The sequence below is a fragment of the Streptomyces arenae genome, assembly GCF_022343545.1.
Taxonomy (GTDB): domain Bacteria; phylum Actinomycetota; class Actinomycetes; order Streptomycetales; family Streptomycetaceae; genus Streptomyces; species Streptomyces humi.
In genome coordinates this window covers 103,771-128,257 of the sequence record NZ_JAKQYH010000072.1, presented here as the reverse complement: position 1 = coordinate 128,257, position 24,487 = coordinate 103,771, and the positions used below count along the sequence as shown (strand labels likewise).

Annotated in this window: 17 protein-coding genes and 1 pseudogene; 13 read left to right on the top strand and 5 right to left on the bottom strand. The window is 72.1% G+C overall.

The window, feature by feature from the left end:
- Positions 1-6: 6 nt before the first annotated feature.
- The gene (locus MB828_RS34770; RefSeq protein ID WP_301651655.1) at positions 7-1,299 is read right to left on the bottom strand and encodes a helix-turn-helix domain-containing protein; all 1,293 of its coding nucleotides are present in this window, start codon (positions 1,297-1,299) and stop codon (positions 7-9) included.
- Positions 1,300-2,052: 753 nt separating this feature from the next.
- On the opposite strand from MB828_RS34770, the gene MB828_RS34760 reads away from it, so the two are divergent.
- The 5 genes from MB828_RS34760 (at position 2,053) to MB828_RS34740 (ending at position 8,551) form a co-directional block, all read left to right on the top strand.
- On the top strand, positions 2,053-2,415 hold the full coding sequence (locus MB828_RS34760) for a hypothetical protein (RefSeq protein WP_301651654.1): 363 nt from the start codon (positions 2,053-2,055) through the stop codon (positions 2,413-2,415).
- Positions 2,412-3,089 (top strand): nucleotidyl transferase AbiEii/AbiGii toxin family protein, encoded by a 678-nt coding sequence (locus MB828_RS34755; RefSeq protein WP_301651653.1) that lies wholly within the window; start codon positions 2,412-2,414, stop codon positions 3,087-3,089. Before MB828_RS34760 ends, MB828_RS34755 begins: the two co-directional genes overlap by 4 nt.
- A 1,724-nt stretch (positions 3,090-4,813) precedes the next feature.
- Positions 4,814-5,233, top strand: coding sequence for an aspartate 1-decarboxylase (panD, locus tag MB828_RS34750; protein WP_301651652.1), 420 nt, complete (start codon positions 4,814-4,816; stop codon positions 5,231-5,233).
- A 21-nt stretch (positions 5,234-5,254) separates the two neighbouring features.
- Positions 5,255-5,599 carry a GNAT family N-acetyltransferase gene (locus MB828_RS34745; RefSeq protein WP_301651651.1) on the top strand — a complete coding sequence of 115 codons (345 nt, stop codon included), beginning with the start codon at positions 5,255-5,257 and terminating at the stop codon, positions 5,597-5,599.
- Between the two features lie 579 nt (positions 5,600-6,178).
- On the top strand, positions 6,179-8,551 hold the full coding sequence (locus tag MB828_RS34740) for a hypothetical protein (protein ID WP_301651650.1): 2,373 nt from the start codon (positions 6,179-6,181) through the stop codon (positions 8,549-8,551).
- 145 nt (positions 8,552-8,696) lie between these two features.
- Here the strand turns inward: MB828_RS34740 and gndA are convergent, their stop codons facing one another.
- Positions 8,697-10,136 (bottom strand): NADP-dependent phosphogluconate dehydrogenase, encoded by a 1,440-nt coding sequence (gndA, locus tag MB828_RS34735; RefSeq protein ID WP_301651649.1) that lies wholly within the window; start codon positions 10,134-10,136, stop codon positions 8,697-8,699.
- Between the two features lie 353 nt (positions 10,137-10,489).
- On the opposite strand from gndA, the gene MB828_RS34730 reads away from it, so the two are divergent.
- Positions 10,490-11,755: a transglycosylase family protein gene (locus tag MB828_RS34730; RefSeq protein ID WP_301651648.1), complete on the top strand. Its 1,266-nt coding sequence runs from the start codon at positions 10,490-10,492 to the stop codon at positions 11,753-11,755.
- A 769-nt stretch (positions 11,756-12,524) separates the two neighbouring features.
- Here MB828_RS34730 and MB828_RS47010 read toward each other — a convergent pair.
- Positions 12,525-13,346: pseudogene (locus tag MB828_RS47010) on the bottom strand (DMT family transporter); the annotation flags it as partial.
- A 228-nt stretch (positions 13,347-13,574) separates the two neighbouring features.
- Here MB828_RS47010 and MB828_RS34720 point away from each other — a divergent pair.
- The 6 genes from MB828_RS34720 to MB828_RS34695 all read left to right on the top strand — a co-directional run bounded on the left by MB828_RS34720 (position 13,575) and on the right by MB828_RS34695 (position 22,535).
- The gene (locus MB828_RS34720; protein ID WP_301651646.1) at positions 13,575-14,342 is read left to right on the top strand and encodes a (2Fe-2S)-binding protein; all 768 of its coding nucleotides are present in this window, start codon (positions 13,575-13,577) and stop codon (positions 14,340-14,342) included.
- A gap of 38 nt (positions 14,343-14,380) precedes the next feature.
- Positions 14,381-15,532, top strand: a complete 1,152-nt coding sequence (gene glgA, locus MB828_RS34715; RefSeq protein ID WP_301651782.1) for a glycogen synthase — start codon at positions 14,381-14,383, stop codon at positions 15,530-15,532.
- A 135-nt stretch (positions 15,533-15,667) separates the two neighbouring features.
- Positions 15,668-16,888: a glucose-1-phosphate adenylyltransferase gene (gene glgC, locus MB828_RS34710; protein ID WP_301651645.1), complete on the top strand. Its 1,221-nt coding sequence runs from the start codon at positions 15,668-15,670 to the stop codon at positions 16,886-16,888.
- 148 nt (positions 16,889-17,036) lie between these two features.
- On the top strand, positions 17,037-19,358 hold the full coding sequence (locus MB828_RS34705) for a GH92 family glycosyl hydrolase (RefSeq protein ID WP_301651644.1): 2,322 nt from the start codon (positions 17,037-17,039) through the stop codon (positions 19,356-19,358).
- Between the two features lie 149 nt (positions 19,359-19,507).
- Positions 19,508-20,839 carry a wax ester/triacylglycerol synthase family O-acyltransferase gene (locus tag MB828_RS34700; protein WP_301651643.1) on the top strand — a complete coding sequence of 444 codons (1,332 nt, stop codon included), beginning with the start codon at positions 19,508-19,510 and terminating at the stop codon, positions 20,837-20,839.
- Between the two features lie 193 nt (positions 20,840-21,032).
- The gene (locus MB828_RS34695; protein WP_301651642.1) at positions 21,033-22,535 is read left to right on the top strand and encodes an SDR family NAD(P)-dependent oxidoreductase; all 1,503 of its coding nucleotides are present in this window, start codon (positions 21,033-21,035) and stop codon (positions 22,533-22,535) included.
- A 66-nt stretch (positions 22,536-22,601) separates the two neighbouring features.
- On the opposite strand, the gene MB828_RS34690 is transcribed toward MB828_RS34695, so the two are convergent.
- Both MB828_RS34690 and MB828_RS34685 read right to left on the bottom strand, forming a co-directional pair.
- Complete coding sequence (locus MB828_RS34690; protein ID WP_301651641.1) at positions 22,602-23,372, bottom strand: SDR family oxidoreductase; 771 nt, start codon at positions 23,370-23,372, stop codon at positions 22,602-22,604.
- 25 nt (positions 23,373-23,397) lie between these two features.
- Positions 23,398-23,775: a hypothetical protein gene (locus MB828_RS34685; RefSeq protein ID WP_301651640.1), complete on the bottom strand. Its 378-nt coding sequence runs from the start codon at positions 23,773-23,775 to the stop codon at positions 23,398-23,400.
- 494 nt (positions 23,776-24,269) lie between these two features.
- Between MB828_RS34685 and MB828_RS34680 the strand changes: the two genes are divergently transcribed.
- On the top strand, positions 24,270-24,431 hold the full coding sequence (locus MB828_RS34680; protein ID WP_301651791.1) for a hypothetical protein: 162 nt from the start codon (positions 24,270-24,272) through the stop codon (positions 24,429-24,431).
- Positions 24,432-24,487: the final 56 nt, after the last annotated feature.

Below are 24,487 nucleotides of genomic sequence, written 5' to 3'. Positions count from 1 at the left end.
ACTCCTTCAGATGGTGGAGGGACGCGACAACGTGCCGAGTCGCGGTCCCAGCCGGCGTACGGAGGAATGGTTCGCGTGGCGCGCCAGGGCGCGGGCGAGCCGTCTCAGGTCGGTCGTGACCGTGGCGGAACCCACGGCCTCCACTCCGTCGAGCAGGGGCGCCGCCAGGTCGCAGGCGTGGTCGATCTCGCCGGCCGACGCGTAGGCGAGTGCGCGGCGGACGCCGTACCTGACCTGGGTGCGAACCGCGTTCCCGCCGACCAGGGCGAGTTGTCGGTCCAGTTCCTCGCTCGCCTCCCGCGGCTGCCCGAGATCGACCAGGCACCAGCCGGTGACCATGCCGACCGGATCGGGAAGGTGCATGGTGCCGATCACCGGCTCGTCGGTCCCTTCGTCCTGGAGAGAAAGAAGCGCACGCGCGCGGTCCAGCGCGTCCAGACAGGCCCGGCGGTCACCCGCCAGGGCGTGGCCCTGGGCTTCGCGCTGTGCAGCGAGCCCGCGTATCCGCGGGGGCAGGACCCTGCTCTGCGCGCGACGGGCCAGAGCGACTGTCTGCTCGGCGTCGTCCCGGTACAGCGTGATCAGGGCCCGGCGGACCAGCGCGTAACCCGCCAGTGCCCGGTCGCCGCCGGCGGCCGCCAGATCGACCGCGCGCTGCGTCCACCACAGAGCCGCCCGCTCGTCTCCGGTCTCCTGCACCAGCCAGCCGACGTATTCGGCGTACCGGGAGCCAAGGGCCAGCAGACGGTGACGGGTGCCGCTGTCACAGTGGGCGGACAGTTCTCGCAGGGTGTGGGTCTGTGCGATCAGGACGGGCAGGAGTAGACCGGGCGCCACCGTCTGGCCGAGTCTGCGGTAGTGGGTGAACAGCGAGCGGGAAGCTTGCACCATTTCCGCGCCCGCGGCCGGCGAGGCCGGGTTCGCGCTGTCCGACCGCCACGCCATCAGCGAAGCGGCACCGGCGCCTAGGGCATCCCGTCGACTCAAGGGCTGGAAGGTGTTCGGGCCGTCCGGCGACAACTGCATGATCCAGTCCTCCTCGTGGACAAAGCCCGGCGCCGGATCGACGGGCGGGTCGGTGGTCTCTGGTGCGAGCAGGGACAGCAGGGCCCCGCCGGCCCCGAGGGCGGCGTCACACAGGCGGGCGAGGTCACGGCTGGGGGCCTTCAGGCCCCGCTCCACCTTGCTCAATTGCGCCTTGCTGTAGTGCACGGAGCCGGACAGGGCAGTGAGGCTGAGCCCTGCTTCCAGACGCCGCTTCCTCAACTCCTCGCCGAACCCGGTGGACGGCTGTGGCACGGAAACCTCCAACCCCTCCCGCCATCGGCCGAGTCGGCGCTGCACGTAGCGTGCGGCAGTCTGGCCGGGGCGGACAAGACGATCGATGCTGTTTCCCGTTTCCTTCTCCGACATGTGAACGCGACATGCGCGGCAGGGAGGACCGGAGAAAACGGACTGTCTGGAAGTCGTGCCCACCGGAAGACGTCCAGGCCACTGCCGTGGTCCTCGCCCCGCTCGGCGATCACCGGTGTGATGCCGAGAGCCCGCACAAGACGGCGGTACTTGTCATGGTCGTAGCCGAGGCCCGCGAGCAGGGCATCAGGCCGTCGGCGCGAGCCGGCCGACCGGTCCCGCTACCCGCGGGATCTTGTCGAGCAGAGTTGGCAACCGGGTGACGTCGCCCACGGTTACCGCCGGTCAGCGACACCGCGAGCGGGATACCCTGACCGTCGCCCGCCGGGTGCCCTCTCGTCCTCTGCGCCGGCGCCATGGGCCTCCTCGGGACCGTCGTCATTCCCGAAACGGAGACGGAAGCCGCAGCCGACTCCATCGCGGCGGTCCTCCGCGTGACCTGCTGTGCCACGATTCCCCGCGCCCGCGAGCGGGGCTGGTCCTAGGCCGGCAGGGCAGCCGGTTGCTACGCCACCTGGGGCTGTACGGGTAGGCCATGATGAGCGTCCGGGGGAGGGCCGGGCGGCGCCCGACCCGTACGTACGACAGAAGAGCCCCGTATCCGCCATGCCGCCGCCTCCCAGCAGCGATACTGGATGCATGGACCCGACGATCACCGCTCCCCGCGCCGAGGTGCTGCGGGACCGCTACCGCAGCCGACTGCCCGAGCGTTTGCAGGAGCTGGCCGGCCCCGTCGAGGGCAACGTGGACCTGCCGCTCCACATCGTCTGGTCCGGGCGGACGAGCTACACCCTGGACCGTCCGAAGTCCCGCATGACGCTCTACCGGACAGTCCTTGCCGAAGGGCTGAGTGAGGACTTGGTGGCCCTCCTGCACCACCGGCTGCTCGCCGAGCAGTGGCCCGTGCTGCGGCGCTTGATCAGTCCCTACATCCGCGAGGTCTGGGAGGACGCATTTCCCGGGCTGCTCCGCAACGCTCCCGCCGACACGACCGCCGCGTGAAGCTCACTCCGCTCCACGAGCGTCTCCTCGCCGACATCCTCGACCTCGGCTCCCCCTACCCTCTGGTCCTCACCGGCGGATACGCCGTGCAGGCCCACGGACTGGTTGAGCGCTTCAGTCGTGACCTCGACGTCGCCACCGAGAACCCCGCTCCGATGCGGGAGATCGTCGCGTCACTCACAGCGGGTCTCAGCGAGCGCGGATGGCGGACGACGCACGTCCAGACTGATCCGCTCAGCGGCCGTTTCCTCGTCACCGATCCGGACACCGGCGAGGAGTGCGAGGTCGACGTCCTCAAGGAGGCGTTCTGGGCTCCGCCCGCTCAGACCCCCTACGGCCCCGTTCTTTCCCTCGACGACGTGATCGGCACCAAGGTCCGTGCCCTCGCCGACCGCGGCACCGTCCGTGACCTCATCGACGTCCAGGCCGCCTCCCGCCACCGCTCCACTGCCGACCTCGAATCCCTGGGCCGCCGTCGCGCCCACGACGAGTTCAGCCTTGAAGACCTTAGGGACCGGCTTATCGGCGCGGACTGGTATGAGGATGAGGACTACACCGCGTACGGGCTCACCTCCCGGCAGATCCAAGAACTCAAGGCGTGGGCGCTGGAGTGGGCGGAGGATCTGGGTGCGCGGATCCATGAACAGGCCGGAAATGCCGACAAGGCCGGGTGATCCGCGCGTTGCCATGAACGGTCCCGCCCTGCTGTAGGGGAGAGTCAGCTCGCCTGGCGCGGTGTCCTACAGATTGTCGTCGGTGTCTGTGTGGAGGCTTCCGATCCAGGTGGTGTGCCGGTCGCAGGTGTGGTGCCGTCCCTGGAGCAGCTCCCGCACCGGGTCCGGCCTCGTCGGAGGTTGGTCAAGGTCACCGTGGCTTCGACCCCGCACGCACAGCGGCAGCGCCACCGGCCTGACGGACCTCGGCAGCAGCCTTCGCCGGATCGGTTCGACCGCTGGCCCGCGGGCACTTCTTACACCCCGCCGTCGCTGACCGGACGAAGGACAAACGCGTCATGACCTTGTTCCCGCAGGAGCAGCGGCAGTGCCATGGGGCCGTGGCCCGGCCCGGGTAGGGCTCCAACGGCTGGAACCCGGCCGCGCGCATCTCGGCCTCGGCTTGCTCGGCGTTCGATGACTTAGAGGAGCAGAAACGGCAGCGACTCCCTCCGTTGTTGACGTTGGAGTAGGTGGGGGTACTCTCGCGGCCGCATGTGGTGCAGCGGCAGTGCCAGGGGGGTCTGACTGGTGCGGTAGGGCTCCAGCGGCTCGTACCCTGGCTCGCGCATCATGGCCTCCGTTTTTCGGCGTTGGCCTCGCGCTGCCGCCGGCCGCGGACCCTGCGATTGCACGTGGCGCAGCCCGACGCCGTCCCCTCCTTGATCAGGTTCCGGACTGCTGACAGTCGGGGTGTGCCGACGGCCCCGCACGCGGTACAGCGACACCGCCACGGTGTCTGGCTGTTGAGGTACGGGTCCAGACCGACCGACCGCATGTCCGCCTCGGCCCGCTCGGCCCCGCCGGCGCGCTCCTGTAAATCGTCCGGCGGCTTTCTTTCGCGTACTCCGTGCACCCAACCCTGCCGGCGCTGAGGTACGCCGGTCGCGGGGAGACGATGCACCCGCACGCCAGGTGCCGGGACCGCCACGGTTGCCCGCTCCCGGGATAGGGCTCCAGCGGCTCGTATCCGGCTGCCTGCATTCCGGCGGTGTGCTTGGCCTCAGCTGCTTGACTGCGCAGGCGCTCTGCATCCTCTCGGTCGGAGACAGAGTTGCGGAAGAACGAGCGAACCATGCGACGATTCTCGCGCTTCAGCGCGAGCAACGAGCCCTGGTTCGTGGTCTTCTTCGAGAGTTGGCTTGCAGGGCGTCAGCTGTCGTCCAGTTCCAGGATGACCACGCCGGGGGAGATCCTGCTGCTCTGCGCCATCGCGTCGCGCACTGGCCGCATGCTGGTGGGTCCTGCGGATCATGGAATAGACGTTCGCATCCCAGGCTCTCAGTCCTTCTCCCTTGCAGCAACGTCGGCACCGGGCCCGTACACGCTAGCGGTCGAGCGTCGACCGGCTGATGGCCAAACGGGCCGTGTTCCGTGAACCGGAGCGATGTCGTTGCCCGACAGTTTGGTGGTGCGTGGGCAGACATCGTCTGTGTGCAGAGAGGTTTCCCGCATATCTGATAGATCGTCAGATGAGTCAGCATCCTGTCGGTATGAGGTCCCGCGCGTTTTGGGGGTGATCGTCCCCAACAGGCGCCTGAGCGAAGGGAAAGCCCAGGTAGGAAGCCGTCTCGCCTGGCCGGAGCGATGTTCCTCACAGACATCTCACGGGGGTGTCGGTGTAAAGTCGAGACCGCCCTTGACCTGCACAAAGCGGGCAGGGAGCCGTCTTTCAGGAGTCCGACATGCTGCGCACCATGTTCAAGTCCAAGATCCACCGCGCCACCGTCACCCAGGCCGACCTGCACTACGTGGGATCCGTGACCATCGACGCCGATCTGCTCGACGCCGCCGACCTGCTGCCCGGTGAGCTGGTCCACATCGTCGACATCACCAACGGCGCCCGGCTGGAGACGTACGTCATCGAGGGTGAGCGGGGTTCGGGGGTGGTCGGGATCAACGGGGCCGCCGCCCACCTGGTGCACCCCGGCGACCTGGTGATCATCATCAGCTACGCTCAGGTCACCGACGCCGAGGCGCGTACGCTTCGGCCGCGGGTCGTGCACGTGGACCACGGCAACCGGGTCGTGGCGCTCGGCGCCGACCCGTCCGAGCCGGTACCGGGCTCGGACCAGGAGCGCAGCCCGCAGGCCGCACAGGTCTGACCGGCGGACCAGGAGGGCGACATGAGCGACATCGAGATCCGCGACGACCGGCAGGCCGGGCGTCTGGAGGCGGTCGCCGGCGGCGAAGTCGTCGGCCACATCGAGTACTTCGTGCTGGAGTCGCCCTCCCGGGCCTTCGTGCCCGTGCACACCATCGTGGAGCCGGAGCACGAGGGGAAGGGCATCGCGGGCTCCCTCGCCCGCGAGCTGTACACGATCTCCGAGCGCGAGGACACCCCGGTGGCCCCGCTCTGCCCGTACGTCGTCAGGTGGGCCGAACGCCACCCCGACGTGGCCCCGGCGCCCGACCCCGAGCTGCTGCGCGCGGCGAAGGAGTGGCTGGTGGCCCACCCGGGCCGCTTCTGAGCGTGGCCCACCCCGGCCGCTTCTGACCGGCGGCGGACGCACCGGAACCCCGGCGCACCGGAACCCCGGACGCACCGGACCCCCGCACGCACCGGAACCCCGGACGCACCGGAACCCCGGCCCGCTGTCCGGGTGAGTGGGGGCGCGGGGGCCGGGTACGCGGGGCAGTAGACCAGAGGTGACGTCGACCCACTGGCCGGAGGACGCCATGACGAACCCGCAGCCCCCTGACCCCTACCCGAGCCCGGTCCCCACCCCCCAGCCACCCCCGGGGCCCGAGCCGACACCCACCCCGCCACCCCCGGGACCGGGCCCCGTCCCGACCCCGCAGCCCCCCGATCCCGCGCCGCCGTCCCCGGTCCCGCCGGGCCCGGAGCCGACCCCGGCCCCGGAACCGGGCCCGCCCCTCACCTGACGGCGGCGTTCACCTGACGGCACCGTACGGCTCCGAACGAGTGACGGGTCCTCGAACCCTCTACTGAGGGTGAGATTTTCTGGTACCGCAACTCCGTTGTGTGACGGCTCGATCCCTGTCAGCGTTTTCGCAGGGGATGTGTCTTCGGGGGACGGGGGTGCGCGATGGACGACGTCGCGTCCGTGGAGGTCGTGGAGCTACAGGTGCCCGGGCTCGGGCCGGTCGACCGGGACAGGCTGCTGACCAGGGCCACCGAGGTCCGCAGGGAGAGCGGCGACGACAAGGCCGGGCTCTACCGCACCCGGCTCGTCGACCTGGACAAACGCCTCGGGACGCACCACGAGGTGTACGACTGGACGCGGCTGACCATCGGTGGCGCGTCCCGTGCCCTGTGGCTGTTCCTGATGCCGTTCCTGCTGGTCAACATGGTCGACTGGATGCAGCCGTACCGTCCGGTCCGCAGCGACGGGCGGCTGCGCCGGGTGGCCGGCGGGCTGTACGAGTTCGGGGCGCGGCTGCTGGCCCTGTCGTTCACCGTGCTGGTCGTCGGCGCCTTCGGGGAGCTCGCGTTGGACCAGTTCGCCTGGCAGTGCGCGCCGGCGGCCCGAGGGGTCTGCGACCCCGGCAACCCGGCGGTACGGCTGCTGCGCGGCTGGGACGAGTCCGGTGCGGGGGTCGGGCTGGTGGTGGCCGCGGTCGTGCCGTTCCTGGTGGTGTTCGTCCTGCTGTTCATGGCGCGGGACACCAAGCAGGAGTACCTGCCGGTGCTCAAGACCGTCAGCGAGGAGACCGCCAACCGGGCGGTCCGGGAGCAGCACCTCAGCCACAAGGAGAACCTGGAACTCGAAGGGTTCTGGGAGTACAACCGGCGTGATCCCGGAATGGCCGCCCAGCACGTGTGGGCGGGGCTGCTCACCACGGCCGGCCTGCTCACCTGGACCCCGCTGGCCCAGGACCTGCGCGGCAACGGCGGTCCCACCCGCGCGGGGGTGCTGCTGTTCGCGGTGATCGTGGTGATGGCCCTGCTCACGGTCGCCTCGGTGCCACGCCTGTACCGGGTGGAACTCTCCCGTCCGGCCGTCCTGTTGAGCCGCTGGGCGCGCCGCCCGCTGCCGTGGCTCAGCCGCCGGGCGGCGGCGTCGAAGCCGCTCCCGCTGTGGCCCACCCGCTATCCGAAACTCGCCCTGACCGGCTGTGTCGCCGTGAACGTGGCAGCCGTCCTGTACTGCCTGGTGCCGGACCGCCGGTGGTCGACCGGCGCCGAACTGCCCGGCATCCAGGTGCAGTCGACGGTCGTCCTGCTGGTGCAGGCGCTCTGCGTGTTCATCCTGGCCGCGGCCTCCGCCGTGCTGCCGAGGCGCGGGACCCGGCGCCACATGGCGCTGTACGGGGCGGCCGGACCGGCGATGGCGGTCGTCGCCTGCTTCGTGGCCTGGCTCTACACCACCGGCTTCGCCCTGTGGACCGGCGCCTGGCTGGCCCGCGACGGCCAGCGCCCCGACGTGCCGAAGCCGGTCGACGTGATGGGGATGGCGCTGCCTCCGGTGCTGCTGCTCGGCACCCTCTGCTGGGCGGTGACCCGGGCCGGCCTCTGGTTCACCTTCCTGGCCCGCGGTGAACGCTCCGCGAGGCCGCTCTCCCGGCGCGGACCGGTGCGGCTGGCGCGGGACTTCCTCGCCGCCGTCCGGGACCGGGAGGAGCAGACCGACGACCGGCGGTACGTGGGCGAACTGCGTGCCGCCCGCCGCCGGCACGAGTACCTGCTGCGTGAACTGGACTGGAACCTGGGCGCCCTGGCGGTGCTGATCGCGCTGACCGCCGGATCGTTCTACGTGCGGCCGGTGCACGCCTCCGGGCTGCGCGACGCCTGGGACCTGACGGCGCGCCTCCTCGAGACCGTGAGCCTGCCGCTGTTCGCCGGCCTCGCCGGGCTGATGCTGCTGACCTTCCGCACCCTGGCGATCCGCTCCGAGATGCGCCAGAACGCCGGTCTGGCCTGGGCGTTCGGGGCGTTCTGGCCACGGGCGGTGCATCCGTTCGCACCGCCGTCCTGGACGGTGCGCGCGGTGCCCGAACTGGTGCACCGGCTGCGAGTGCTGCTGGACCGGGACGACAGACGGGTGCTGATCCGGGCCGCGTCGATGGGCAGTGTCCTGGCGCTCGCCGCGATCTGGCAGCTGGAACCCGAACGGCGGGCCCGCATCGCCCTGCTGACCACCGGCTGCCCGGCCGTCTACTTCTCGCGCACCTACCCGGCGTTCGTCTGCCGCAGGTCCCTGGCGGACCTGGCGCCGGGCGGCCCGGCGGGGCTGGCCGCCTGGACCAACGTGTGGCGGGACACCGACCCGCTGGCCGGGCCCGTGCAGGTGCCGGGCGTCGACCTGTGCTGGAGCGAGCGGAACGTCATCCCGCCGACCCCGTTACGGACCCCGGGGCAGCCGGTGTTCCCGCCGATAGAGGGCCACCGCGGCTACACCTCCGACGACAGGCTCCTCGCCCTGCGCGACACCCTCCTGCGCGCACTGCGGACGCCGTAGGCCGGGGACCCGCGGGGCGTGGCTGGCCGCAACGGCCGTTCGTCAGGGACCCGCGGGGTGTGGCCGGGCAGCACCGCCCGCCCGCCGGGGACCCGCGGGGTGTGGCCGGGCCGTACCGCCCGCCCACGCCCCGCGACGGCCGGTCCTAAGCGGTGACCTCGCTGCGGTCGCCGCCCCACAGCGTGTGGAACGAGCCGTCCCGGTCCACCCTGCGGTACGTGTGCGCACCGAAGAAGTCCCGCTGCCCCTGGGTGAGCGCCGCGGGCAGCCGCTCCGCGCGCAGCGCGTCGTAGTACGCCAGCGCCGCCGAGAAGCCGGGCACCGCGACCCCCTGCCGGGTCGCCGCGATGATCACCTCACGCCAGTCGTCCTGAGCCTCGGCGATCTCCCGCGCGAACGTCTCGTCGGACAGCAGGCTCGGCAGGTCGGCACGGGCGTCGTAGGCCGCGCGGATCCGGTCCAGGAACGCCGCCCGGATGATGCACCCGCCTCGCCAGATCGCCGAGACCGCGCCGAGGTCGATGTTCCAGTCGTACTCGTCGCTGCCGGCCTGGATCTCGTGGAAGCCCTGCGTGTACGACACGATCTTCGACGCGTACAGCGCCTGCTCCACCCGGTCGGCGAACGCCCCGGCCTCCGCCTCGGACAGCGGCGCGAGCTTCGGGCCGGCCAGGTCGCGGGAGGCGGCACGCAGGCCGGCGTGGCCGGACAGGGAGCGCGCGAAGACCGCCTCGGCGATGCCCGACACCGGCACCCCCAGGTCGAGGGCGATCTGCACGGTCCAGCGGCCGGTGCCCTTCTGCTCGGCCTGGTCCACGACCACGTCCACGAACGGCTTGCCGGTCGCCGCGTCGACGTGGGCCAGTACCTCGGCCGTGATCTCGATCAGGTACGAGTCGAGCCGGCCCGTGTTCCAGGTCCGGAAGATGTCGGCGATCTGCGCGGGGGAGTACCCGGCGACGTCACGCAGCAGCTGGTACGCCTCGCCGATCAGCTGCATGTCGGCGTACTCGATGCCGTTGTGCACCATCTTCACGAAGTGCCCGGCGCCGTCGGGGCCGCAGTGCGTCACACAGGGCGCGCCGTCCGCCGCCTTCGCCGAGATCTTCTCCAGCATCGGGCCCAGCGAGTCGTACGACTCCTTCGGGCCGCCCGGCATGATGCTCGGCCCGTGCAGCGCGCCCTCCTCGCCGCCGGACACGCCCATGCCGACGAAGTGGATGCCCTGCTCGCGCAGCGCCTTCTCGCGCCGCCTGGTGTCCGCGAAGTGCGCGTTGCCACCGTCGATGATCATGTCGCCGGGCTCCAGGAGCGGGGCGAACTCCTCGATCACCGCGTCCGTCGGATCGCCCGCCTTGACCATGATGACCAGCCGACGCGGCCGTTCCAGCGCCTCGACGAACTCCTTCGCCGTCTCGGCCGCGATGAAGTCGCCCTCGTCCCCGAAGTTCTCCACCAGCTCCTGTGTCTTCGACACCGTGCGGTTGTGCAACGCCACCGTGTAGCCGTTGCGCGCGAAGTTCCGGGCGAGGTTGCGGCCCATGACCGCGAGACCCGTGACGCCGATCTGCGCCGAAGTGCTCATACCGCCTGCTCCTCAAAGATCAAGTCGATCCCGTAGCACGTGCAAGGGATGCTGCTGCCGCTCCTGCCCGGCCAGTATTGCCCAAAGGCCATCCTGACCCGCCGTTCGACCGGCCGCACTTGCAGATACGGACGACATGGGGTCGACGCCTCAGCCACCTCGCGAAACACTCCGGGACGGTCCTGCCGGCCCGTGCCGCTGACGTCACGTCAAGTCCGTTTCCGGCCGGTTCCCTTCACCGGGTGACGGCCGTGCCCCCAGAGGCGAGAGGCGGCTGATTGCTGTCTTGTCATGGCCTGTTCGGGGCGCTTACTTTTGGCCTTCCTGATGCGCGTGGCGAGGGGGCTCCAGACATGGCCGAACGCGGCCGGCACCGCCGGTACCAGCCGAACAGGATCAACCGCGCCTCGCTCACCGTCACCGCGGGCGGCGCCGGGCTGGCGATCCCGCTGGCCGCCGCCGGGAGCGCCGAGGCGGCCTCCGTGTCGACCTGGGAGAAGGTCGCCGCCTGCGAGTCCAGCGGCGACTGGCACATCAACACAGGCAACGGCTACTACGGCGGGCTCCAGTTCACCCAGTCCACGTGGGAGGCCTACGGCGGCACCAGGTACGCGCCGCGGGCCGACCTCGCCACCAGGGACCAGCAGATAGCCGTCGCGGAGAAGGTCCTCGACGGCCAGGGGCCGGGCGCCTGGCCGGTCTGCTCGGTGCGGGGCGGACTCACCCGCGGCGGCGGCAGCCCCGACGTGCACACGGGGAGCGCGCACACCGGGAGCACGCACACCGGGAGCACGCACACGGACGGCGCCCGGACGCGGCCCGCCAAGAGCTCTGTACGGGACGTACAGCCGCACACCACGCCGCAGTCGCGGGCCGGCAAGGCCGAGATGTACACCGTGGTGCGCGGCGACACGCTCTCCGGGATCGCCGACGAACACGACGTCACCGGGGGCTGGCACCGGCTGTACGCCGCGAACCGCGCGACGGTCGGCGCCGATCCCGACCTGATCCTGCCGGGTCAGCGGCTGAGCCTGACGGGCCGGGCGGCCAGGACGGAGCCTGCGGCCGGGAAGACCGAGGCGAAGCGGAAGACCAAGGCGAAGCCCGAGACGAAGCCCGAGACGAAGAGCCGGACCCGGACCGGTACCGAAGCCGGGTCGAAGGCGGGGTCGAAGGCCGGCACGAAGAAGGCCTCCACCCACACCGGGCACGCGCACTCCCTCGTGGCCCCGGTCGACGCCCCGATCGGCACGGCGTACCACGCGTCCGGCTCGCACTGGTCGAAGGGCTACCACACCGGCGTCGACTTCCTCGCGCCCACCGGTTCCTCCGTCAAGGCGGTCGAGGCCGGGCAGGTCGTCACGGCGGGCTGGGGTGGCTCGTACGGCTACCAGGTGGTGATCCGGCACGCCGACGGCCGCTACACGCAGTACGGCCATCTGTCGGCGATCTCGGTGCGGGCCGGGCAGAGCGTGTCCACGGGCCAGCGGATCGGCCGTTCGGGCGCCACCGGGAACGTCACGGGCCCGCATCTGCACTTCGAGGTGCGTACGGGGCCCGGTTTCGGCTCGGACATCGACCCGCTCGCCTATCTCCGGGCCGGCGGCGTCAGGATCTGACCCGCGTACGGTGCCGGTCCAGCACGAAGTCGGCGGCGGGCAGCAGGACGTCGACCACGTCCGCCGCGGACGCCGTGCGCTGCTGCGGCATCGCGACCGCCGCGGTGCCCGCCCCGCCGGCGCCGGCGCCGTGGAACGCGCCGGCCGGCGGCGGCCCCTCGCCCGCCCCGGCGGCCTCCGCCACCGGTGGGCCACCCACGAGTCCGGCCTCCGCGGCCGGCCAGGCACCGGTGAGGTCGCCCTCGGCCGACCGCACTCCCGTGAGACCGGCCGAAGCCGGCTCACCGCCGGGCACCGGAATCCCCACGAGGCCGCCGTCGGTGAACCGGACACCCGCCGAACCGGTCCGCACCGGCTTGCCCGCGGCTCCCGCCGGGGCCGCCGCCACTCGGCCCACGTCCGCCAGGCCGGCGTCCGCCATGTCCGCGTCCGCCAAGCCGGCATCCGTCATGTCCGGGTTCGCCAGGCCGGCGTCCGCCATGTCCGCGTCCGCCAAGCCGGCGTCCGTCATGTCCGGGTTCGCCAAGCCGGCGTCCGCCAAGTCCGCGTCCGCGAGGCCGGCGTCCGCCAGGCCGGCGCCCGCCGGGTCGGCGCCCGCCGGGTCGGCGCCCGCCGGGTCGGCGCCCGCCGGGTCCGCGTCCGCCGGAACCGCGGGAGCCGGAACCGCCTGCGGCAGGACCGTCTCCGCCAGTTCCACCAGGGTCTCGACCAGGGGCTCCGGCGAGACCGTGGCCGGGGCTGTGTCCGGGGCCGGGTGCGGGGTGCCCTCGATGCGTTCCGTCGTCAGCAGGATCAGGCCGCCCGCCGCCACCACCGCGCAGCCCAGTGCCAGCAGCGTGCCGGTCGCGCCGTAGCGGAACGCCTCGCCGAACATCGTGATGCCGACCGCCGCGGCCAGCACGGGGTTGACCACCGTCAGCGTGGCCAGCGGCGCGGCGAGGCCGGCGCCGCGGTAGGAGGCCTGGGAGATCATGACGCCCGCCACGGCGTAGGCGCCGATCACGCTGAGCCAGATCAGGTCGGCCGGCGCGATCCCGCCGTCCCAGTCGATCGCCACGACCTTGGTGAACACCGAGGACATGCCGAAGGCTATGCCGGACGCGGTGGCGAGCAGCACGCTGCGCACCGCGGGGTGCCGGTGCGCGGCCCGCCCCGCGATCATCAGTCCGACGACCGCACCGCCGGTGACCAGCGCGACCGCGATCCGCCCGGCGGAGTCGAGGGCGTGCGAGTCGGAGGAGCCGACCAGGGAGAGCAGCCCGGCCAGACCCACGGTGGCCATGATCGCGCCCCGCCAGGCGGTGGCACCCGCCCTGCGGCCGACGAACAGGGCCGCCATGGGCAGCGCGAACACGATGGTGAGCGCTCCCAGCGGCTGGACCAGGCTCAGCGGGCCGCAGGCCAGTGCGACGACGTGCAGCAGGCCGCCGAGGCCGTTGAGCGCCATCGCGCCCCACCAGCCCGGGCGGCGCAGCGGCGCGTACTGCTCGCCGGGGGAGGAGACCGCCACCTGCTCCTGCACGATCGCTCCGCCCGCGTAGGCGACGGCGGAGACGAAGGAAAGCAACACGGACAACGCGAGGGCGCTCATCCACGGCTCCTCTGCGTCGGGCGCGGTCTCTCGGTCCCGCGCGGTGATCGGTCGGCTTCCATGAGCAACACTCTGCCCGCCCGGCTGCTTCCCGTCGTCGTACCTGAGCACCCAATGCGTCGTACTGCCGATGGAGTACGAAAGGGGCCCGATCATCCCCAGGGTGGGTGACGCGGGGTGGAGGGCCGGGCGGCCGGAGCGCCAGAAGGCCTGGTACTACTGCTGTTCGTGGACCTGGACCCCGATCTCGCCGCGCTCCGGCCGCTCGGCGGCTTCTTCGTCCTGCGGACGGCCCGGCCGGCGGCCGAAGCCGCCGGGGCGGCAGGGACCGGCCCGCTGCCGACCCTCGCGAAGGCGTACGGAAAAGACACATCGGATGCTCATCGCGATGTCATCACTTTCCGGGTCGAGACGGTCGGGAGGCGTCTACGGGTCCCCGAGCCCCGGGTCGCCGCCTCCGTCGCCCAGCAGGCGCTGGCCGCCCGGCTCTGGTCCGTCGCCCTCGGCTGCGCCGCCCGGTACGGCCGCCTCCCCGACCTGGACCCCCGGCTGCTCCGCTGGGACACCAGCGCCGCCGCCCCCGACGACCTCTGGCTCACCGAGGTGCGCCCGCTGCCCGGCGGCGCCGGCCCGGCCGCGCTCGCGGAAGCCGTCGTGCACGGCCACCTCGAACCCCTGGCGGAGGCCCTGCGCGCCCGCTACGGCGTCGCCGCCGGCCTGCTGTGGGGCAACGCGGGCTCGGCGCTGGCCGCGGCCGCCCGCGAACTGGACCGCTGGGCCCGGACCCGAGGCGAGCCGGAAGCCGCCCGCCGGACCCGCGCCCTCACCGCCGCCCTGTTCGCGCACCCCCGGCTGAGCGCCACCGGCACCCGCACCGGACCGGCCTTCCGCCGCCGCAGCTGCTGTCTCTACTACCGGGTACCCAACGGCGGGATCTGCGGTGACTGTTGTTTCACACAACCACCGCGCTCTTCCCCGCGCGCCGCTTCTGGGTGACCATGGACCAACCGGCCGTGGAGAGCGAGGGGTTGCGGGTGCGAGTCGGACTGCTGACCCGGGAGTACCCCCCGGACGTGTACGGCGGTGCTGGTGTTCATGTGGAGTTCCTCGCCCGGGAGTTGCGGCCCCTGGTCGACCTGGAGGTGCACTGCTGGGGCGAGGGCCGCGGGGACGGCGTCGTCCGGCACCGCCCCTGGCCCGCCCTGGACACCGCCAACGACGCGCTGCGCACCTTCTCCGTGGACCTCGCCATGGCCGCGGGACTGGACGGCCGTGAACTCGTCCACTCCCACACCTGGTACGCCAACCTCGCCGGGCACGTGGCCAAGATGCTGTACGGCGTCCCGCACGTGGTGACCGCGCACTCGCTGGAGCCGCTGCGCCCCTGGAAGGCCGAGCAGCTCGGCGGCGGGTACGCCCTGTCCAGCTGGGCCGAGCGGAGCGCCGTGGAGGCCGCCGACGCGGTGATCGCCGTCTCCGGGGCGATGCGGGAGGACATCCTCACCTGCTACCCGGCCCTGGACCCGGCCCGGGTCCATGTCGTGCACAACGGCATCGACACCACCCTCTACCGGCCGGACGGCTCGACCGACGTCCTCGCCCGCCACGGCATCGACCCCGGCCGCCCCTACGTGCTGTTCGTCGGCCGGATCACCCGGCAGAAGGGCGTGCCCCATCTGCTGCGCGCCGTCCGCGACATCGACCCCGCGGCACAGGTCGTGCTCTGTGCCGGAGCGCCCGACACCCCCGAGATCGACCGGGAGTTCCGGGACCTCTTCGACGAGCTGAGCCGGGTCCGCGAGGGCGTGTACTGGATCCCGCAGATGCTGCCGCGCGCCGACGTCATCCAACTGCTCACCCACGCGGCCGTGTTCGTCTGCCCCTCGGTGTACGAGCCGCTCGGCATCGTCAACCTGGAGGCCATGGCGTGCGGCACGCCCGTCGTGGCGTCCCGGGTCGGCGGCATCCCCGAGGTCGTCGAGGACGGCACGACCGGCCTGCTGGTCGACCTCGACGACGACTTCGAGGCGGGCCTGGCGCGGGCGCTGGACACGGTGGTCGGCGACCCGGCGACGGCCCGGCGGATGGGCGAGGCCGGACGGGAGCGCGCGGTGGGCGAGTTCGGCTGGGACGTGGTGGCCCGGCGCACGGTCCGGCTCTACGAGGAGATCCTGAAACAGACGTGACGGACAGGGGAGTCGGGGCCAGGAGATCCTCGGACAGCCGTAACGAACAGGCCGCCTGTTCGACGTGATCCCGGGGCAGGCTTAGCGGATGTGCTCCCAGGGCAGGCATGGAGCACCAGGGTGAGGGGAGCGGCCATGCGTCGTGGTGGACCTTCGGTACTCGGCATCGTGCTGGCCGGCGGTGAGGGCAAACGCCTGATGCCGCTGACCGCGGACCGGGCCAAACCAGCTGTCACCTTCGGCGGGACGTACCGCTTGGTGGACTTCGTCCTGTCCAACCTGGTCAACGCGGACGTGCTGCGCATCTGTGTGCTGACCCAGTACAAGTCGCACTCGCTGGACCGGCACATCACCACCACCTGGCGGATGTCCAGCCTGCTCGGCAACTACGTCACGCCCGTCCCGGCGCAGCAGCGGCTCGGCCCGCGCTGGTACCTGGGCAGCGCCGACGCCCTCCTGCAGTCGCTGAACCTGGTCAACGACGAACAGCCCGAGTACGTCGCGGTGTTCGGCGCCGACCACGTCTACCGCATGGACCCCCGGCAGATGCTCCAGCAGCACATCGAGGGCGGCGCCGGGGTCACGGTCGCGGGCATCCGCGTCCCGCGCGCCGAGTCCTCGGCGTTCGGGGTGATCACGCCCGGCTCGGACGGCCAGACGATAGAGACCTTCCTGGAGAAGCCCGCCGACCCGCCCGGACTGCCGGACGCCCCGGACACCGTGTTCGCCTCCATGGGCAACTACATCTTCACCACCAAGGCGCTGATCGAGTCACTGCACCGGGACGCCGAGGACGACCACTCGGTGCACGACATGGGCGGCTCGATCCTGCCCCAGCTCACCGCTCGCGGCGAGGCCCAGCTCTACGACTTCGGCACCAACCACGTCCCCGGCGAGACCAGTCGCGACCGCGGCTACTGGCGGGACGTCGGCACGCTCGACGCGTACTACGACGCCCACATGGACCTGATCGCCGAGCGGCCGGCCTTCAACCTCTTCAACCGCAACTGGCCCATCTACACCCACTCCTACCAGCTCTCCCCGGCCCGTTTCAACGCCGGCGGGATGGCGAGCGAGTCCATCATCAGCGCGGGCTGCCTGATCCGCGGCCAGGTCACCCGGTCCGTGCTGTCACCGGGCGTGCGCGTGGACCCGGGTGCGGTGGTCCAGGGGTCGATACTGCACGACAACGTGGTGGTGGGCCGGGGCGCGGTGGTACGCGGCGCGGTGCTCGACAAGAACGTGGAGGTCCCGCCCGGCGCCACGATAGGCGTCAACCCGGAGCGGGACACCGAGCTGTACACCGTCTCCAAGAACGGGGTCATCGCCCTCGGGAAGGGGCAGCTGGTCTCGTAGTCCCGGACCCGTCACGGGCCCGGCGCCGTCACGCGCCGGGCCCAACTCGTGTGCGACGCGCCGGAAGTGAAAACCCCTATTTGCCGGGCTTTGCGGCTTTTCCCCCTCACGATGCAGACAGCGATGTCGAACTTCGGAGGTCATCGACATGAGAGGGACCCGGCGCACACGGCTGTGCCTCGCCGGGGCGCTGACAGCGTCCGCGCTGTTCACCGCCCCCGCCGCAGGGGCCGCCGATCCGGCCGACGGCCACCTCGCCGACCTGGTGAACCCCTTCATCGGCAGCCAGGACGAGGGCAACACCTTCCCCGGCGCGGCCGTGCCCTTCGGCATGGTGCAGCTCTCCCCGGACACCGGGCACAGCACCGGCTACGACTACTCCCAGCACCGGATCCGGGGCTTCTCCCTGGTCCACCTCTCGGGCGTGGGCTGTGCCATCGGGGGCGACCTGCCGGTGCTGCCCACCAGCGGGGACGTCACACAGACGGACTACGCCAGGTACGCGGCCGGGTTCAGCCACGCCGACGAGCAGGCGAGCCCCGGCTACTACCGTGTCGGACTCGACTCCGGCGTCCGGGCCGAACTGACGGCGACCACCCGCACCGGCGTCCAGCGCTACACCTTCCCGGCCACCGGCAAGGCGAACGTCCTGCTCAACGCAGCACAGGCGCTGCACAGACCGGTGAACAGCGAAGTCGAGATCCTCGACGACCACACCGTCCGCACCCGGATCACCGGCCACGGCTTCTGCCGGGACACCGCCCCCTACACCGTCTACACGGTCACCCGCTTCAGCCGCCCCTTCACCGCCTACGGCACCTGGCACGGAGCCACGGTCACCCCCGGCTCCCGCACCGGAACGGACGGCGCCTACGTCCGCTTCGACACCACCGGGGACCGTACCGTCGAGGCGACCACCGCGCTGTCCTACGTCGACGCGGCCGGCGCCGAGGCCAATCTGCGTGCCGAGGGCGGCCGTTCGTTCGACACGGTACGACGGCAGGCCCGGGACGCCTGGGAACGGCGGCTGGCCGGCGTCCGCGTCCGGGGCGGCGACCGCACCCTCCGCCGCACCTTCTACTCGTCGCTGTACCGCAGCTTCCTCGCGCCCAACGTCGGCGAGGACGCCGACGGCCGGTACACCGGCTGGGACCGGCGGATCCACCGCGCCCGGGGCTTCACCTACTACCAGAACTGGTCGCTCTGGGACACCTATCGCACCCAGGCGCAGCTGCTCGCCCTGCTCGCCCCGCGCGAGGCCCGGGACATGGCCCTCTCGGTGCTGAAGGTCGACGAGGAGGGCGGCTGGCTGCCCCGCTGGGGCTACGGCACGGTCGAGACGAACATCATGACCGGCGACCCGGTCACCCCCTTCCTGACCACGGCCTACCAGACGGGCCTGCTCAAGGGGTACGAGGAGCGGGCCTACCGGGCGCTGAAGAGGAACGCCGACGGGGTGCCGCCCGCCGCCAACCCCGGGATCGGCCGCGAGGCCAACGCCGAGTACCTGGCGAACGGCTTCGCGCCCTACCTCAAGGGCCGTCCGCACGCCAAGGTCGGCGACTCCGACTACGACCACGGTGCCTCCGTCACCCTGGAGTACGCCCTCTCCGACGCGATGCTCGGCCAGATGGCCCGGGACCTCGGCCACGGCGCGGACGCGGCCCGCTACGCCACCCGGGCGCAGAACTACCGCAACGTCTTCGACCCCTCCACCGGCTTCTTCCGTGCCCGCGACGCCCAGGGCGTCTTCACCGGCGACCCCGACCCGGCCCGGGGCATCGGCTTCCACGAGGGCACCGCCTGGCAGTACCAGTGGCTGGTCCCGCAGGACCTGCCCGGCGTGATCTCCCTGATCGGCGGCGAGGACGCCACCGACAAGCGGCTCGACTCCTTCTTCGCCTACGACAGGCTGCTCGCCGATCCGGCGAGGACCGCCCGCGAGGTGTGGGTGCACGGCAACGCGTACACGTACTACAACGCGGCCGTCTACAACCCGATGAACGAGCCCGACCTCATCGCCCCGTACACCTACCTCTCCACCGGCCGGCCCTGGAAGACCACCGACGTGGTGCACGCGGCGCTGACCCTGTTCACCGACGGCCCGGCCGGGATGACCGGCAACGACGACCTCGGCACCATGTCCGCCTGGAACGTGCTGTCGTCCATCGGGCTCTTCCCCGTCCAGCCGGGCTACGGCACCTGGGGCCTGTCCACGCCGGTCTTCGACCGGATCGACGTCCACCTCGACCGCCGCTGGTGGCCGAGCGGCGGCTTCACCGTCACCGCGCCCGGCACCTCGGCCGCCGACCGGTACGTGCAGACCGCCCGGCTCGACGGATCGGAGTACGGCCGGACCTATCTGACGAACGGTTCGCTGCGCTCCCTGCGGTCGCTCGCGTTCACGGTCGGCCCGCGCCCGTCAGAGTGGGGTACGTCACCCGAGGCGGCGCCACCGGCGCTGAAGTGACCTCAGGTGCCCCTTGAGTCCCCCCTCTTCCGGAGGGGGCCGGACTTAATCTGCTGTTAACTGAGCGTAGCGTGATCGTACTTGACCGTAATCAGGTCCCGGCGTTTGACTGCTGATCCACCCTCCGTCGACGCGAGGCACCCCCTTAGATGACTGCGACTGCTGATCTGCTCGCCCCTCTCGATCTGGCGTTCTGGAACATCGAGTCCGACCGGCACCCGATGCACCTGGGCGCGCTCGGCGTGTTCTCCGCGCACTCGCCGACGGCCGGCGCCCACGCCGCCGATCTGCTCGCGGCCCGCGCCGCCGCCGTGCCCGGTCTGCGCATGCGCATCAGGGACGTCTGGCAGCCGCTGGCGTTCGGCGGCGCGGCCCGCGAGACCGCCCCGGACTTCGACCCGCTCGACCACGTCCGGCTGCACGCCCCCACCGGCGACTTCCAGGCCGCCGCGGGCCGGCTGATGGAGCGCCCGCTGGAACGCGACCGGCCGCCGTGGGAGGCGCATGTGCTGCCCGGCGAGGACGGCGTCTCCTTCGCGGTGCTCTTCAAGTTCCACCACGCCCTCGCGGACGGCCTGCGCGCCCTGAAGCTGGCCGCCGGGGTCCTGGACCCGCTCGACCTGCCCGAGCGGTCCCCCCGTCCGATCGAGGCACCCCGCCCGATGCTCGCGCTGCCTGACGTGCGCAGGGTGCCCGAGCTGGTGCGCGGGGCGCTCTCGGACGTGGGCCGGGCCCTGGACATCGGTGCCTCCGTCGCCCTGTCCGCGCTCGGCGTCAGCTCCTCCTCCGCGCTGCGGTCCGAGCCCACCGGCACCCGCAGCATCGCCGGCGTCGACCTCGACATCGACGACGTGCACCGTGTCCGCAAGGCCGTCGGCGGCACCGTCAACGACGTCCTGATCGCCGTCGTCGCCGGGGCGCTGCGCCGCTGGCTGGAGGAGCGCGGCGACGGCATCGCGGGGGTCGCGCCGCGCGCCCTGATCCCCGTCTCCAGGCGCCGTCCGCGCACCGCCACCCCACAGGGCAACCGGCTCTCCGGGTACCTGATACGGCTTCCGGTCGACGACCCCGACCCGCTCGCCCGCCTCGCGCGCGTGCGCACGGCGATGGGCCGCAACAAGGACGCCGGCCCCAACCGGGGCGCCGGTGCCGTCGCCCTGCTGGCCGACCACGTGCCGGCGCTCGGGCACCGGCTCGGCGGACCGCTCGTCGGCCAGGCCGCCCGGCTCTGGTTCGACATCCTGGTCACCAGCGTCCCGCTGCCCGGCCTCGGCCTGCGGCTGGGCGGCCACCCGCTCACCGCCGTCTACCCGCTGGCCCCGCTGGCGCCCGGCCAGTCCCTGGCCGTCGCCGTCTCCACCTACCGGAACCAGGTCCACTACGGTCTGGTGGCCGACGCGGCGGCCGTCCCGGACCTCGACGTGCTGGCCCGTGCGGTGACCGACGAGGTGGACTCCCTGATGGAGGTGTGCGACCGCTGACCGCGGACCGGGGGCGGTCCAGGCCCCGGTCCGCCGCAAGGACCGGGGGCGGTCCAGGCCCCCCTGTCCGCCGCCATCCCCGCTCCGCCATTCGGGCGGGTTTGGTCCTTCGGCCCGGCGCTCCGTAAAATCCTCCGTTCGAAAGCGGGCGCGAGTCGGAGCACCGCTGGTGGATCAGGGAAGCGGCGGCGCGATGACGGTGACACAGGACGGCCCGGCGGCCGAGGGCACGGTGGAGGCCGTGGTCCACGGCCCCGGCATCGACCCCGAGCGGCTCGCCGTCTGCCTCGGCGTGCTGGCGGAGCTGGACGAGCTGGAGGTCGACCACCCGGACGCCATCGCGGTGCGCCGGGCCACGGCCGGCGTCTACCGCACGGTCAAGCAGCGTCGCCGCCAGGAACGCCGGGCCGCCAAGACCGCCCACGACAAGGCGGTCACCGAGGCCACCGCGACCGGCTCCGCCCAGCGCATCGACGACGAGACCGAGGGCCTGCTGCCCTCCTCGCGGACCGACGAGGGCCGGATCGCCGGGATACTCCAGCGCCCCCGCTCCTGCTACACCTGCAAGAGCCGCTACGTCGAGGTCGACTACTTCTACCACCAGCTCTGTCCGGACTGCGCCCGGCTGAACCGCGCCAAGCGCGACGCCCGCGCCGACCTGACCGGCAAGCGCGCCCTGCTCACCGGCGGCCGCGCCAAGATCGGCATGTACATCGCGCTGCGGCTGCTGCGCGACGGCGCGCACACCACGATCACCACCCGCTTCCCGAAGGACGCCATCCGCCGCTTCAAGGCGATGGAGGACTCCGCGGACTGGCTGCACCGCCTGGAGGTCGTCGGCATCGACCTGCGCGACCCCGCCCAGGCGGTGGCCCTCGCGGAGCAGGTCACCGCGGCGGGCCCGCTGGACATCCTGATCAACAACGCGACCCAGACCGTACGCCGGCTGCCGTCCGCGTACGCGGCCCTGGTCGAGGGCGAGAGCGCCCCGCTGCCCGCCGGCGAACTCCCCGCCCACCACGTCATCGGCGCCTTCAACTCGGGTGCCGTGGACGGTCTCGCGGCGCTGCCGCTGGGCACCAGCGGCCTGGACGCGCAGCAGGTCGCCGACCTCGCGCTCGTCGCGGGCAACGCCAGCGTCGCCCGGCACCTGGACGGCACCGCCATCGACGCGGGCGGCCTGGTCCCGGACGTCGTGGACACCAACACCTGGGTGCAGACCATCGACCAGATCTCCCCGGTGGAGCTCCTGGAGACCCAGCTCTGCAACTACACGTCGCCGTTCATCCTGATCAGCGCGTTGCGCCCGGCCATGGCCGACGCCGCGAGGAAGGCGGCGCGCGGCCGGTCGTACGTCGTCAACGTCTCCGCGATGGAGGGTGTCTTCGGCCGCGGCTACAAGGGCGCCGGACACCCCAACACCAACGCGGCCAAGGCGGCCATGAACATGGTCACCCGGACCAGCGCGGCCGAGATGTTCCAGACCGACGGCATCCTCATGACCTCCGTCGACACCGGCTGGATCACCGACGAACGCCCCCACTTCGACAAGCTGCGGCTGGCCGAGGAGGGCTTCCACGCCCCGCTCGACCTGGTCGACGGCGCGGCCAGGGTCTACGACCCGATCGTGCTCGGCGAGCAGGGCGAGGACGTGTACGGGGTCTTCCTGAAGGACTACGCGCCGGGCAAGTGGTGAATCCCACGTGATCGTGCGGGTGCGGGTGCGGGTGCGTGGGGGCTGGTCGCGCAGTTCCCCGCGCCCCTAGGTCGCTGTCTGCGCTGCTCGTACTCTGGTACCGCCGTCCACCAGCACGTCGGCTCCCGTCACCCACCGTGCGGCGTCCGAGCACAGCCACAGCACCGCACCCGCCACGTCCGCCGGCTCGCCGATCCGGCCCATCGGCAGACCCGCCGCGATCTCCTGCTCCCGCGGCTCCCACATGAACCGCGCCATCTCCGTGCGCACCAGCCCCGGCGACACCGAGTTCACCCGCACCCGGGGCGCCAGTTCCCCCGCCAGCTGCTGGGTGAGGTGCAGGAGCGCCGCCTTGCTGGTGCCGTACGCGCCCACGTCGGGCCCCACGTGGGCCGCGCCCTCCGTGCAGATGTTGACCACCGCGCCGCCGTGCTCCCGCATCCAGCCCCGCCAGGCGCACTGGGTCAGCCGCAGCGGGGCCTCGACGTTGACCGTGAACGCCTCCCGCCACATGCCGAGGTCGGCGTCCATCAGCGGTCCCCAGGGACGGTTCGTGGCCGCGTTGTTGACCAGGATGTCCAGCCGCCCGAACTCGGCGAGCGCCATCCGGGTCAGCTCCCGGGCGTGCTCCGGCCCCGCCACACTGCCGGCCAGGCCGACACCGCCCAGCTCCGCGGCCGTACGCCGGACCTCGTCCGGGTCCCGGGCGCTCACGCACACCAGGGCGCCGGCCGCCGCGAACGCCTCGGCGACCGCACGCCCGATCCCGCGCGTGCCGCCGGTGACGACGGCCGCCCTGCCCCGGAGCCCGGGCGCCGGCCCGTACGATGACGTCATCGCCGTACCGTCTCATGACGGACCGTCAGTCGACAGCCCCCAGGCGGGAGTTGCGGGCGGCGACCAGTTCCAGGACGGTCCGCCAGTCCTCCAGGACGCCCGCGTCGAAGCCGGCGGTGCGGCTCTCCTCCCAGGCCTGGCGCAGCCGCAGCACGTCCTCGTCGGCGGTGGTGCCGTCCCCGCGGACCAGGCGGTGGACGCGCTCGCCGAGCAGGTGGCGCACCGCCCGCGCGGCGCCCTCGGCGGAGCCCAGCACCTCCTCGACGCCGAGCACCAGGCCGGCCACCTGGAGCTCCTTGTCGGCGGGCCGGCCGCGGCGCAGCAGTGCCGCGGTGCGCAGTGCGCGCTGGTGCCGGCAGGCGTACAGCAGATCCATCAGCTCCTCGACGCTGCGCAGCTCCATGCGTCAGTCCCTCCGCGAGACAGCCGTTGTCCTCCGCCATCGGATCATGCCGAGTTTTCGACCCGGCCAACGCAACCTGAACTGCGCGGCCTGTGCGGGGACCGATGGCCGGTGATCGCATATACGTTCGAGCAAGTAGCCCGGGCGAGTGGTTCGCAAACAGGGCATGATGTTACGAACAGGTGCTTTTGCGGGCCACTGAAGCACGGAGCGACTCGCGATAGTTACACCTTGTTTGCACTCCCTATCGAGCGGTGTCCTGCTCATTTGGTTAATCTGTAGGGGACGGACAGCAGTACGGGGTCCCACCCACACCCATGGTCCGTCCCGGGGCGAGCCGGCGGACAACGGCCTGCTCTCCTGCGAGTGACCGGCGCCACCGCGTCCGACTGGCCTTCCACCCAGACCCGAGCGGGCGTCGAGCACCGGAACGCAGACTGTCCGGTACGCCCCGAGGGTGACCGACACATAAGGAGTGCGCGGTGACACCGGAAATGACGAATCGCGAACAGCGCCCCAAGGAACGCACCGAGGGCGCGGGCAGCCGGTCAGGGCAGCTCGGCAGCCTCGACGTGTGGGCCCGGTCCGCCCCGATCCGCCTCGCGGGTTACGAGGAGGACCTCGCCGAGCCGCACATCCTGCCCAGCGTGGACTGACCGGCCGGTCAGCCCCGTCGCGATCGCCGACGCGCATGGGCGTGCGAGACTCACGC

Bases quoted from the DNA above. Each gene is read 5' to 3' on its own strand.
- glgC (WP_301651645.1), top strand. From the start codon at position 15,668: ATGCGTCGTGGTGGACCTTCGGTACTCGGCATCGTGCTGGCCGGCGGT.
- MB828_RS34740 (WP_301651650.1), top strand. From the start codon at position 6,179: ATGGACGACGTCGCGTCCGTGGAGGTCGTGGAGCTACAGGTGCCCGGG.
- gndA (WP_301651649.1), bottom strand. From the start codon at position 10,136: ATGAGCACTTCGGCGCAGATCGGCGTCACGGGTCTCGCGGTCATGGGC.
- MB828_RS34685 (WP_301651640.1), bottom strand. From the start codon at position 23,775: ATGGAGCTGCGCAGCGTCGAGGAGCTGATGGATCTGCTGTACGCCTGC.
- MB828_RS34730 (WP_301651648.1), top strand. From the start codon at position 10,490: ATGGCCGAACGCGGCCGGCACCGCCGGTACCAGCCGAACAGGATCAAC.
- panD (WP_301651652.1), top strand. From the start codon at position 4,814: ATGCTGCGCACCATGTTCAAGTCCAAGATCCACCGCGCCACCGTCACC.
- MB828_RS34680 (WP_301651791.1), top strand. From the start codon at position 24,270: ATGACGAATCGCGAACAGCGCCCCAAGGAACGCACCGAGGGCGCGGGC.
- MB828_RS34700 (WP_301651643.1), top strand. From the start codon at position 19,508: ATGACTGCGACTGCTGATCTGCTCGCCCCTCTCGATCTGGCGTTCTGG.
- MB828_RS34760 (WP_301651654.1), top strand. From the start codon at position 2,053: ATGGACCCGACGATCACCGCTCCCCGCGCCGAGGTGCTGCGGGACCGC.
- MB828_RS34705 (WP_301651644.1), top strand. From the start codon at position 17,037: ATGAGAGGGACCCGGCGCACACGGCTGTGCCTCGCCGGGGCGCTGACA.
- MB828_RS34690 (WP_301651641.1), bottom strand. From the start codon at position 23,372: ATGACGTCATCGTACGGGCCGGCGCCCGGGCTCCGGGGCAGGGCGGCC.
- MB828_RS34745 (WP_301651651.1), top strand. From the start codon at position 5,255: ATGAGCGACATCGAGATCCGCGACGACCGGCAGGCCGGGCGTCTGGAG.
- MB828_RS34695 (WP_301651642.1), top strand. From the start codon at position 21,033: ATGACGGTGACACAGGACGGCCCGGCGGCCGAGGGCACGGTGGAGGCC.